This window comes from Reichenbachiella versicolor, from assembly GCF_003171675.1.
Lineage (GTDB): Bacteria > Bacteroidota > Bacteroidia > Cytophagales > Cyclobacteriaceae > Reichenbachiella > Reichenbachiella versicolor.
The window spans coordinates 721671-733854 of the sequence record NZ_QFZQ01000001.1 but is presented as its reverse complement, the minus strand read 5'-3'; the positions used below and the strand labels follow the sequence as shown (position 1 = coordinate 733854).

General features: G+C 34.2%; 9 protein-coding genes and 1 tRNA gene. 4 read left to right on the top strand and 6 right to left on the bottom strand.

Annotated features, from left to right (window positions below; genetic code table 11):
- Complete coding sequence (locus DKG80_RS02970) at positions 1 to 879, bottom strand: hypothetical protein (RefSeq protein ID WP_109829796.1); 879 nt, start codon at positions 877 to 879, stop codon at positions 1 to 3.
- Positions 880 to 919: 40 nt separating this feature from the next.
- Positions 920 to 1819: a glycosyltransferase gene (locus DKG80_RS02965; RefSeq protein WP_109829795.1), complete on the bottom strand. Its 900-nt coding sequence runs from the start codon at positions 1817 to 1819 to the stop codon at positions 920 to 922.
- A gap of 62 nt (positions 1820 to 1881) precedes the next feature.
- Between DKG80_RS02965 and DKG80_RS02960 the strand changes: the two genes are divergently transcribed.
- A complete protein-coding gene (locus tag DKG80_RS02960; RefSeq protein WP_109829794.1) occupies positions 1882 to 3330 on the top strand; it encodes a lipopolysaccharide biosynthesis protein in 1449 nt (482 codons plus the stop codon).
- Positions 3331 to 3590: 260 nt separating this feature from the next.
- On the opposite strand, the gene DKG80_RS02955 is transcribed toward DKG80_RS02960, so the two are convergent.
- Together DKG80_RS02955 and pdxH are read right to left on the bottom strand one after the other, a co-directional pair.
- Complete coding sequence (locus DKG80_RS02955) at positions 3591 to 4835, bottom strand: glycosyltransferase (protein WP_109829793.1); 1245 nt, start codon at positions 4833 to 4835, stop codon at positions 3591 to 3593.
- Complete coding sequence (gene pdxH / locus DKG80_RS02950; protein WP_109829792.1) at positions 4835 to 5482, bottom strand: pyridoxamine 5'-phosphate oxidase; 648 nt, start codon at positions 5480 to 5482, stop codon at positions 4835 to 4837. Before pdxH ends, DKG80_RS02955 begins: the two co-directional genes overlap by 1 nt.
- A 305-nt stretch (positions 5483 to 5787) precedes the next feature.
- Between pdxH and DKG80_RS02945 the strand changes: the two genes are divergently transcribed.
- From DKG80_RS02945 to DKG80_RS02935, 3 genes are all read left to right on the top strand, one after another.
- The gene (locus DKG80_RS02945) at positions 5788 to 6366 is read left to right on the top strand and encodes a YqgE/AlgH family protein (protein WP_109829791.1); all 579 of its coding nucleotides are present in this window, start codon (positions 5788 to 5790) and stop codon (positions 6364 to 6366) included.
- Between the two features lie 49 nt (positions 6367 to 6415).
- Entirely contained in the window at positions 6416 to 8512 is a 2097-nt protein-coding gene (locus DKG80_RS02940; RefSeq protein WP_109829790.1) for a DUF349 domain-containing protein, read from the top strand.
- Between the two features lie 123 nt (positions 8513 to 8635).
- Positions 8636 to 8708, top strand: a tRNA-Thr gene (locus tag DKG80_RS02935).
- 168 nt (positions 8709 to 8876) lie between these two features.
- On the opposite strand, the gene htpG is transcribed toward DKG80_RS02935, so the two are convergent.
- Positions 8877 to 10769: a molecular chaperone HtpG gene (gene htpG / locus DKG80_RS02930; RefSeq protein WP_109829789.1), complete on the bottom strand. Its 1893-nt coding sequence runs from the start codon at positions 10767 to 10769 to the stop codon at positions 8877 to 8879.
- A 240-nt stretch (positions 10770 to 11009) separates the two neighbouring features.
- The gene (locus DKG80_RS02925) at positions 11010 to 11921 is read right to left on the bottom strand and encodes a hypothetical protein (protein ID WP_109829788.1); all 912 of its coding nucleotides are present in this window, start codon (positions 11919 to 11921) and stop codon (positions 11010 to 11012) included.
- Between the last annotated feature and the right edge of the window lie 263 nt (positions 11922 to 12184).

Genomic DNA, 12184 nt, shown 5'->3' with positions numbered 1-12184 from the left:
CTATAAATCTTTCAATGAGACTTTTTCAAATGCGTCTATGAATGAACCTTCCGTTGTATTAATTATTTCAACATTCATTGAGTTTGCAAAATCTTTTAAAAGAAAATAACCTTCAAATGCCAGCATAAATTTATGCAAGACTTCAAACAATTTTCTTTTCCCCTTACCCCTTTTATCAAGGGTAGAAGCTTTAGAAGTTCCTTCATCATAAAAATGTTTTTGATGAAGGAGCACATCATTTTGTTTGGTCACTGATATTTCAGGAAGCCAAGAATGATCTACACCCCAAAGATATATTTTTTTATACCCCATAATAATAGCATTGGTAATACTTGGAATCATAATATTATGCGGTCGAGGCATACCAAGTTTTAATCGATACACTAAATGACTAAAACTCAAAAAACCTTCAACACCAATATTATTGAAATAAACAATTTTAATATTATGGTTACCAACCAATTGCTCTTTCCATCTAGTATACTTTTTAGCTTCAAAAGGAATAAAAAAAGTAATTGACCAATCAGTTACTTCAGCCATTGTCTCAAATAATTTCTTACTTGCAATAACAAACTTCTCATCAATATCATCTAACCATAAATCAGGTGCCGATGTTATATAATACTTTGGCTTTAGATCAATGTACTCTTGGGTAATCGGAAAATGATTAACACACATAATATCTTTACTATCTAAAGTATGTATCCAATTAGTCAAATCAGATTTTAGTGAAGGGCCATTTCCTAAGATTACTAATCCCTGTTCTTTCTCAGCCAACTTAGGTAGATTAACATTGTACTTGCTTAAAAAAGCTACTCTCAATATTGATACAAGTGTTTTCCAAGCATTCTCTAACCAGACTTTTATTACAAACAGCATTCGTTTTGTTAAATCAATTTTACTAAATCTCTAAAAGTGTTTATCTACCTATTAAAAGTCCGCGACTTACCCAATACCGGAATTTTACAAGAACTATTCCTTTGCCTAAAGAAAAGGTAAACAGATACCTAAAAAAAAGGACTAAGGTTGCTAGCCACTTAAATACTTCTACAAGACATCTACTAATAAAGCTCTCTTCACTTTTAGACCTGAATCTTTCACTTAATCCTGTACCTAAAGCCTGTCGTTTGATATAATTGAGGTTCAGTCTTTTCTCTGGAATATAATGTTGAATAACAGCACCAGCAACATAGTTAGAGAAATCACTTTTTAAATGAGCTCGAGAAATCAGCTCTTTTTCTTCACCAGCTAATAACTCTACTCCTTTTCTTCCCAAATTCGTATCAAAAAGACCGTAAGTATGAAAAAAACTACTCCGAAAACACATATTTGCTCCTATTGGAAAGGAATTTTTTCTAAATACTGAGTCACAATCACCTAAATTTTGCTGAGCATATAATGGCAATAGGTAACTTGACAACCAAACAGGAGGATCAACTTCAAAATATGGAACAACCTTACCTCCTGCTGAACTCACCTGAGGATGTGATTTAAAAAACTTACAATAAACACTAATTAGATCTCTGGATGCAATTATATCATCATCTAAAAAACAAATCAAACTACCTTTCGATTCTTTAACACCACGATTTCTTGCATAACTTAATCCTTGACTAGTTTCTAAAAAATTCAAAATTCGATTCTCAGGATATGTTTTAATAAGACTTTGAATTACCTGATTTGTATGATCAGTACTTTGATTATTTATTATCAGTATTTCATAATCTGATCTTGAAAAATCTTGGTTGCAAAGGCTTTTAACCGTTTTTTTTAATAATTCCGCCCTATTATAGGTACAAATAACAACTGATAGCAGCAATGTTTAACTTTTTCCTACAAATGTAATACTTTGCCGGCCTCAAACACACCAGTATTTTTAATATGAAGAAACAAGGACTATTAAGTATGATTATTGTGTACATAGGCATTGGTCTAGGATATCTCAACATGATTATCTTAATGCCAAAATACTTCACAATTGAAGAAATTGGACTTAGAAATTACCTTATTGATTTTGCCACCATCTTTTTTCAATTAAGCTTATTTGGTTTTTCTTCTGCTACTATAAAGTATTTTTCTCCATTCAAAGAAGTCAACGAAAAAGGATATTTAGCTTTCATTTTCTCAATTCCAATTCTAAACTTCATTTTCCTTTCAAGTATTCTTCTAATAGGAAAAGGATTCCTTTTTTCATTCTATAACAACTCTCCTTTATTCATTGAATATTTCTATTTAATATTCCCTCTTACTTTTGCACTATTATCTATCACTTTATTTGAGTCTTATTTAAGAAACTATTACAAAGTGTTGGTACCAACATTCTTTAGAGAATTTTCATCTAGGCTACTATTTTTGGCTCTGATTATAGTTGTTGGAATATATTCTTGGGACAGAAGTTTATTTTGGTGGCTTTTCACTGGAATTTATTTAATCCAATGCATAGCACTCATCCTCTACATTATTTTTCTGAAAAAACTCAATTTAAGACTAGACTTTAAAGTATTTAAGTCTGATTTAATCAAGGGAATTCTCAACTACTCAACCTTCGCAGTTCTAAACGGGACGGTTACAATGCTTTTCCTAAAATTTGATGTAATAATGTTAGGAGCACAACTTAGCCTAAGAGAAGTTGGCATATATACTACTATGATATATATCGCTACTGTTGCAGAAATACCAAAAAGAATCTTAATGCAATTTGCGTCTCCACAAATTGCTGCTGCGTGGCATGAAAACAATAGCCATAAGATTGACCAAATCTATAAACAATATTCACTTATCCAACTAATCCTTTCATCAACGATTCTACTCGCATTGTACTATGGGATGGATAGTATGTTTACCATTTTACCTAAAAAAGAATTTTCAGAAGGAGCATTAGCATTAATAATATTACTATTCACTAAAGTTATTATTTCAGGTTTTGGTCCAGTAAATGAGATTATTTCTTTCTCCTCAAAATACAAAATAAACTTAATCCTTAGCACAATAACTTCAGTCGTTGCTATAGTTTTAAATTATTACTTTATTCAATATTGGGGGATAAATGGAGCCGCAATTGCGACTCTTTTGGTAATAGGATTAAGTCAAATATTCAAATTGTTCTATATCAAATATAATTTTGGCTTTTTTCAATTCACGTACAATAGCCTTGGTGTTGTTGCATTAATAGCAATTCTATTTATAGTAAAACCATTAGTATTTAACTTAGAAAACATATATCTAGATTTGATATTAAAGTCTAGTGGAGTCAGTATAGTTTTTATTGCTTCTTTATTTTCTTTTAAATTACTTCAAAGAAAACACTTCGATTTTAAAGAAAGGCGATAACTAAAAGTTCTAGTAAGAAAGCATTCAATAATAGAACTTTAGCATGAAATATACTTTATGTATCGTTATTCCGTATAAAGCCTAAAAATTTATTAGCCTGTCAAAGCCCTATTATATATTCTTACATCATCAACTTTACTTTTAAAATATCTATATCTACTTTCTCCTGTTGGAACTGACAATACCCCTACAACCAGATTAGCTGTTCTTGTTAAATCAACATTCACTTCAAAATATAATATCTGACTCCTCGAAACACATCAATGAGAACTTGTTTCCACCCCTCTTATTTCCTCAAGTAATTCTTTGTTTTTCTTATTTGAATGAACATTTATATTTAATATTTTCCTAGCTACTTCCCTCACTTCCTCATCAGCAAAAAACTCATCCCTAAAATGATGGACACACTTCATCAACTTAAAAGCGTCAAACCATTGAAAAAACCGGTTACGAAAGACTTTTAAACTTGTCGAATAGTTATTAAACTCATTGATTTTGGAAATGAACTCTTCTTTCGAAATGAAAGACTTTATCTGTACTGATAAATTAAAATACTCTAATTCTAATGTAGTACACCTATACCAAGTGTCCGACTTCTCAAAAAAACTTTTTAACACTTCAAAACTCTTTGGACTATAAGTTAAATACAGATCTTGATCGCTTTCTATCCAGTCGCCTATTGCCTTTCCGGTACCAAATGGAACCCTATCAGAAACTCTTGGAGAAGGGATTACCATTGTCGTGTTTAAATCTACAAAGCCACCTAGTGGAATAATTTTGTGTAAAAAGTAAAAGTCTTCTCCTGCTTTTCTCTTATTCATGCCCCCCTGTTTTTGATACACTGAAGATCTGACTGCCATACTCGACCCAATAGTCTGATGAGCATAAGGAAATCCACTTAGTTTTTGCAGATTTACATAACAACGAAGGTGAAGCTCATAGTTTATTATTCCTTCATATACATTCCTGTCTAAATCACCATCTAATGGATGCTCAAAATGAATGCTACAGCCTTTTACAGAAGAATCTCGAAATAGCTTCTCTAACTCTATCAAATAGTTTGGCCTACATTTGCTATCTGCATCATAACAAATTATTGGCCCATTCTTTCTAGTCGATTCATATATACGAACAGCCTCGTCCATCCCTATTTTTCGTGCTAAGCCTACACCTGCATGCTTTTTTGGTAATTTATTATCCAGAATAAAGTGATAGGTATACTTCCTAGAGGTTTCATATTGCCATTTCTTAGCTTCAAATAGAGTTTCTTGATTCCTCATTTTCACCTTTTCTGAGGAATGTTCTCCCGCATTTATTACCACAATAACCTTAACTTGTCCTTCTGGCTTGTGACAATTTTCAAGTGAATTAAGAGACGATATCAAATCAGGCTCATTGTGACATGGAATGACAATAACCATGTCTGGATTTCCATAATCAGAAGCTTGAATATATGTCTTAGATACAGCGTATCTTTCTAGATATACATTTTTCTCCTGCGTCATCAAGGAGCAAGTCTATAGGTCTTCCAAATGTCACCATCCTTCTCATAAACAATACGATCATGAAGTCTGCTTGAACGTCCCTGCCAAAACTCTATTCTAGTTGGATCTATTAGATAGCCTCCCCAATACTCTGGACGAGGAATTTCTACAGATGAATTGAATTTATCTTCAAACTCCTTATACTGTTCTTCAAGAAAGCTTCTATTAGGTATTATTTGACTTTGAGGAGAAGCCCAAGCACCTATTCTACTTCCTAATGGACGCTCTTTGTAGTATTCATCTGATATTATTGGATCTACTTTAGAAACAATTCCTTTGATTCGTACTTGCTGTTCTTTAGTTCTCCAATAGAATGTCATAGCCGCTTTTGGATTTGATTCGATATCATTAGCTTTTCTACTATTGTAATTTGTATAAAAAGTAAACCCGTCTTCACCATAAAATTTCAACAATACAACACGCCCTTCAGGCATTCCGTCTTCTCCAATAGTTGATAGCGTAAATGCGTTTGCCTCGCTACCTTCCGTTTTCACTGCTTGTTTAAACCATTCTTCAAACTGATCATAAGGATTAGGATTTACATCTTCTTCTCTTAGCTCCCTTACGCCATAATCCTTGCGCATATCGTACAAATTACCTTGATCCATTGGTCTTTTACTAATTAAATTATAATTACAAATATTGTATAAATCACCGAGTAAGTTTCTTTTTGAAATAAGATTCAAATCACAAAAAGAACTTCGTTTTCATTGCCTACGCACTTTTTGACCCTAATGCATGCTAATATGCGACATTACAACATGAATGAAACTATTATTCTATGGTTGGTACGAACCTTTACAAAAAACCATGTAACTATTTTGAAGAAGTAAAAGTTTTGAAGAGATTGAGAATCAGTAGTTGAATTATATATTGGTATTAGCCAGATTTAAATAGCATTATTGAATTGCCTATGGATTATTTTCACCCCTTTCAGAACCTGAAACCTGAAAAAGGAGATTTATTAATATCAGAACCCTACCTCCCTGATCCTAACTTTGATAGAACTGTTGTTTTAATCTGTGAACATGATAATGAAGGCACTTTCGGATATGTACTAAACCAAAATGCTGAAGTTAATTTTGGAGAAATTGTAAAACAAGTAGAAGGCTTTGAGCACCCCATACATATAGGTGGTCCTGTCCAACAGGATACTTTACATTTCATCCACAGATGTGAAGATAAACTACTTGGAGGCCAAGAAATTAATGAAGGGCTTTTTTGGGGTGGAGATTACGACAGGTTAATTGAATTAATAAATATTGGACTTGTAGTCGAATCTGATTTTAAATTCTTTATTGGATACAGTGGCTGGGGCACTAATCAACTTCAAGATGAAATCAATCAGAAATCATGGTTTATCTATAAAAACCCTTTAACCACTAAACTTTTTGATATTCCGTCAGATATGTTGTGGAAATCAATACTTGAAGATCTTGGAGGGAAATTTAAAATGATCTCAAAATATCCAACAGACCCGCGACTGAATTAGCATTGATTTAAAAAATAGCTAAATTGCTAACTGCATAAAGTACAATCACATGGAAGATAATACAATGGCTGGCAATTTAGAAGAACAACCTAGAAAGTCAGAGGCTGTTCAGGGATCCCCTGAAAAAACAGATGAAACTAAAAATCAATCGGCTGTAGATACACCTAAAGCCGAGGAAGAAACTAAAACTGACTTTTCTGAAAAATTAAGTAATGAAGTTTCAGAAAAGGTTAGTGGCGAAACACCTGAAATATCTGAATCAGTTAACCAGGATTCTCAAAACGCTATTTCAGAAAAAAATCTTGAAGCCACTGCTTCAGTATATTCTACAGCAGATATAGGAGAAGAAACTCCCAAAGCTGCCACTAATTCTGAAGATGAAGATAATACTCATTCTGACCATGAAGAATTACATGAAGAGGATCATGAAGAAATAATCGATTATTCTAACTACAGTAAAAAAGAACTTTGCAAAGCCATTGCGTCATTTTCTAAAGACGAGGACGGTTATAAAAAAGGAAAGGCAATCTTTGCTATCAAAGAAGCCTATGACCATATTTTTGAAGAAGAAAAAAGCACAGCGCTCGAAAAATTTATAGCTGACGGAGAATCAGAAGATGATTTTGAATATCGTCTTGATGAAATTTCTCAACAATTCGAAGCTTACTTCAAAATAATCAGAGAGAAACGAACAAGAAACGCTCGAGAACTCGAACAACAAAAGGAACAAAACTTAGCCAAGAAAACTGAGCTTCTAGAAAGAATCAGAGTTTTCGTTGATAATGACGAAAACACTGCTAGTATCAATGAGCTTAAAGTAATGCAAGAAGAATGGAAAACAATTGGCCCTGTTCCTCATGTACACAATAAGACTCTTTGGGCTAACTATAATGCTTTGATGGATCGATACTATGACCATAGAAGCATCTACTTTGAACTAAAGGAATTAGATCGTAAAAAGAATCTAACAGCTAAGTTGGAGCTTTGTAAGCAAGCAGAGTCTCTCGATAAACTAGAAAACCTTAATGAAGCTATTACTAAGCTTAATGAGCTTCATGAAGAGTATAAGCACATAGGTCCTATACCGAAGGAACAACAGGAAGAAACTTGGCAAAGATTCAAAGCTGCTTCTGACAAAGTCTATGCTAAAAGAAAAGATTATTTTGCTCACCTAAAGGAGGCATTTGAGGAAAATTTTGTCAAAAAAACAGCACTAGCTGAAGAGGCCATATTACTTGAGTCATACACTTCTGAGAATATAGGTGAATGGAATGCTAAAACTAAAGAAGTCCTAGAGCTACAAAAGAGATGGGAAGCAATTGGAAGCATGCCTAAAGAAAAGGCTAAGGAAGTTAACAGAAAATTCTGGAGTGGCTTTAAAACGTTTTTCAAACACAAGTCTGATTTCTTTAAAGCTCTTGATAATAAACGAGAAGAGAATCTTGTCTTAAAACAGGAACTTATATCTAAAGCTAAAGAATTAAAAGAGAGCTCTGACTGGAATAAAACAGCCAATGCTCTTAAAGACCTTCAAAAGCAATGGAAAGAAGTAGGTCCAGTTCCTGAGAAGAAAAGAGAGTCAATCTATAAGGAGTTTAAAGCAGCATGTGATGAATTCTTTAATCGAAAACGAGAAAACTCAAAAGGATTAGAATCTAGCTACGAAGATAACCTGAAACAGAAACAAGCAATATGTGACGAAATCGAAGCTCTTGCGACTTCTGAAGAATTAGATCCTGAATCTATCTACGAATTGCAAGACAAATACAATGCAATAGGATTTGTACCTAAAAAAGCAATCAAATCAATTCAGAACAGGTACAAGGAAGCTTTATCAAAAGTAATGAATCAAGCTAAAGGCATGGATACCGAACAACTTGATGAATTCAAATCTTTGGTCAGTATCAATAGAATCAAAGCAGGCCCTCATGGAGATCAAAAACTTCAACGAAAAGAGCAAGCCTTGAAACGTAAGATTCAACATCTAGAGAACGACATATCGACATGGAAGAATAACATTGGTTTCTTCGCAAGTTCGAAAAACGCGAATGCTCTATTAGCTGATTTTGAAACTAAGATTGAGAAAGCAGAAGCAGAACTCCTTGAGCTAAAAGAAGAGTTGAAAATTATTTCATACGCTGGATAATTCATTTTCAACTAGTTACAAAAAAGTGTAATATTTTTCATTTCTTACACTTGCACAGTAAATCAAAAGCTCTAGTTTTGCACTCGCAAATGACCAAAAGGGTCACAGAGAGCAAAACAAAAGGCCTCCTTAGCTCAGTTGGTAGAGCACCTCACTTGTAATGAGGCGGTCGTTGGTTCGAGTCCGACAGGGGGCTCTCAAAGAGAAACAAACCTTGCAAATATTAATTTTGCAAGGTTTTTCTTTTTTAGCCCCAATCAAAAATAAATATGGTTCACCTCCAAAAAACAAAAGGCTACCCTATTCGAGTAGCCTTCTATATTTGAATGAATCAGACACCTGATTCATTTATTAATTCCTGATTTCAATTAGCAGAAATATCAACTGTTCTTTTAATAAAGTCTGTCAATGCAGACCCTTCTAATAACCCTTGAGATAACAATGCCAAGTCATATGACTGTCTTGCCAAACGTTCCTTAATTTCATCTGAGTCAGCATTCAGTACTTTAGAAATTAATGGGTGATTCGCATTGACGGATACTGAATACTGATCAGGCATATCTCCCATCATCATCATTCCTCCGCCACCTTGTCGCTGCATATCCTTCATTCTTCTCATGAATTCTGGCATCGTTACAATAACAGGCATTTCGTCTGAAGCTAAACTCTCTACATTAACAGTTGAGTTCTTGTCATTAATAGCTTTTTCGAAGATTTCCTTAGCCTTAGTTTTCTCGTCGTCAGATAAAACAGACTCTTGTGTCTCTCCTTTGTCAATTAACTTATCAACAGTTTCGGCATCTACTCTCTTTAATTGAGTCTTCTCAAGCTTGTGCTCTAAAGTTCCAATGAAGTGGGTATCTAGAGGCCCGTCTAGCTTCAAAATATCGTAAGACTTGTTTTTAATAGACTCGATAAAAGCGTGCTGCTTAGCTGGCTCTGTAGCATACAAGTACACCAAATTATCGTCTTTATCTTTTTGTAGTGCCTCTACCTTCTCTTTATACTCGTTGAAAGTAAAAAACTGGCCATCCACGTTTTCAAGAAGTGCAAAGTCTTTAGCCTTGTCATAGAACTTCTCATCGCTAAGCATACCATACTTAACAAACAGTCCAACATCAGGCCACTTAGACTCAAACTGTTCTCTGTCTTTCTTATATAGCTCATTGAGCTTATCTGCTACTTTCTTAGTAATGTAAGTATTTATCTTCTTCACATTACCGTCAGCCTGTAGAAAGCTTCTAGACACATTCAATGGAATGTCTGGAGAATCAATCACTCCATGAAGTAACATTAAGAATTCAGGCACTACATCCTTCACCTCATCAGTGATAAAGACTTGTCTAGAGTACAGTTGAATTTTATTCTTCTGCATCTCGATATCATTCTTCACCTTAGGAAAGTAAAGAATACCTGTTAAGTTGAATGGATAATCTACATTTAAATGAATCCAGAATAATGGCTCCTCAGAAAATGGGTAAAGCTCCTTGTAGAACTTCAAATAATCGTCATCAGAAAGATCTGAAGGGGACTTTGTCCAGATTGGTGATGGATTGTTGACAATGTTATCAACTTTTACCTGCTTGTATTTTGGCTTACCTTCTTCATCTTCACCGTCAGGTTGACTTTCGTCTTTTTGACCAAACTTAATCTCAACCGGTAAGAACTTACAGTATTTAGTTAAAATACCTTGTAGTCTAGCTTGATTCAAGAACTCTTCAGACTCTTCGTTGATGTGAAGGATGATATCTGTACCTCTTTCAGTTCTAGTACCTGCTTTGATTTCGAACTCTGTTGATCCATCGCAGATCCAATGTGCTGGCTCCGAACCATCCACATGCGACAATGACTGAATTTCAACTTGGTCGGCTACCATGAAAGCAGAGTAAAATCCTAGACCAAAGTGTCCAATAATCTGCTGCTCATCACCTTTATCTTTGTATTTCTCTACAAATTCAGTTGCTCCAGAAAATGCGATTTGGTTGATGTATTTTTTGATATCCTCGGCAGTCATACCGATACCTCTATCGCTAATAGTGATAGTTTTAGCCTTCTCATCGAAACTAACTTCTACAGTCATGTCTCCAAGCTCACCTCCGAACTCGCCCATTCCTGATAGTTGCTTTAGCTTCTGCGAAGCATCTACTGCATTTGACACCAACTCTCTTAAAAAGATCTCATGATCTGAATAGAGGAATTTTTTGATGATTGGAAAAATATTCTCGGTGTGAATCGAAATATTACCTTTCTCGCTCATTTGTATTTTGCTTTTGTTGTGATTCTATTTTTTGACAGATTCTTAAATTTTCCATCAAGCTGCTTATTTACAAAAGCTGTTCCAAAGAGGAATGATACAAAAATGCGTGACAGGATGTCAGATAGAGATGGTTATGTTGGCAGTATAGCAAAAATTAAAAAAAGCATTGAGTCTCCCCAATGCTTTTCTACTTATAACAGTATCTATCTTACAAAACAGACACTTTAGAATCTATTTCTATTAGAAACGAAGCTCGTCTATATCTAATCCCCATACTAACTCTCCGTCATAGCTAAGAGAATAAGTTGTTTCATAGTCTAGATTATCATTATCAACTATAGACACCTCGAATTTGAAAGTTTTGTTATCAACATCAAGTGCCACAGTTTTGAAATCAAAAGTGAAATCTTCATCTTCTTCTATTGCTAAAGGAGAAACAATTACATCACCTGGACCATCTTCTGGCGCTTCTTCAGATTCTGCATAATATGTACTCTCTACATTTATCATTTTAGCCGTCTTTTGTTCTTCTAAACTAATGATTCCATAAACATCATAGCTAAAGTAAAGAACTGAAGCCGCTCCCGTTTCTTTTGTATCAATTACAGCACTGATAAAAGCTACATCTCCAATTGGAGGACCAACAAAACTAGTATTAGATGTAGCTCCTTGTAATGCAATTGTAACACCATAGACCCCTTCAAGAGTCTCCTCAACAGGAACTTCACTTTCAAGAGAGAACCTTGGACCTTCTACATCATCAATGTCGGTAATTTCATACATCGAAAGAAAATACTCTTTAGGCCCAGCCAGTTTGATCAACTCCTTCGTAGAACTGAATGCAATAGTAGACTCCTCAGATTCTTCATCTTCAAATTCACCATCTATTTTAAAAATTAAAGGAGACTTAATGTACGTACTTCCATAAATATCATTAATTGAATCCAAAGCGGTAGCCAAAGAATCAAGATGAGAATCTAAAGAATCAGTAACATTTGAAAGTGAATCAGTAACGCCCGAAATAGAATCAGTTGCAGTAAAAATAGAGTCTACATCGCCTGTTAGCTGCGAATCATCAAAGTCTTCATCACAAGAATAAAATGAAATAGTCAGTACGGCAGCAAATGCCAGAATTAAGGTTTTTAGTTTCATTAGTTTGTTTGTTAAATAAGTAAGTGATTTTGTTAAAATTAATTAGCAGCAATGATGACTTATGTTTCGAACAGCAGATGTAATTGTTCGATGAACAAACCTTATTTTTAGACAAGTGATTAAATTTCACTCAGCACTAAGAGAAACCCGTAAACACTTGGCTAGTAGTATCACTAATAAAATAATTCATAGATCATTAAATAAAAAAAGCGTTTGCTACACTGTATTCATTCTACAGTGTAGCAAACGCTTTTACAATTTTT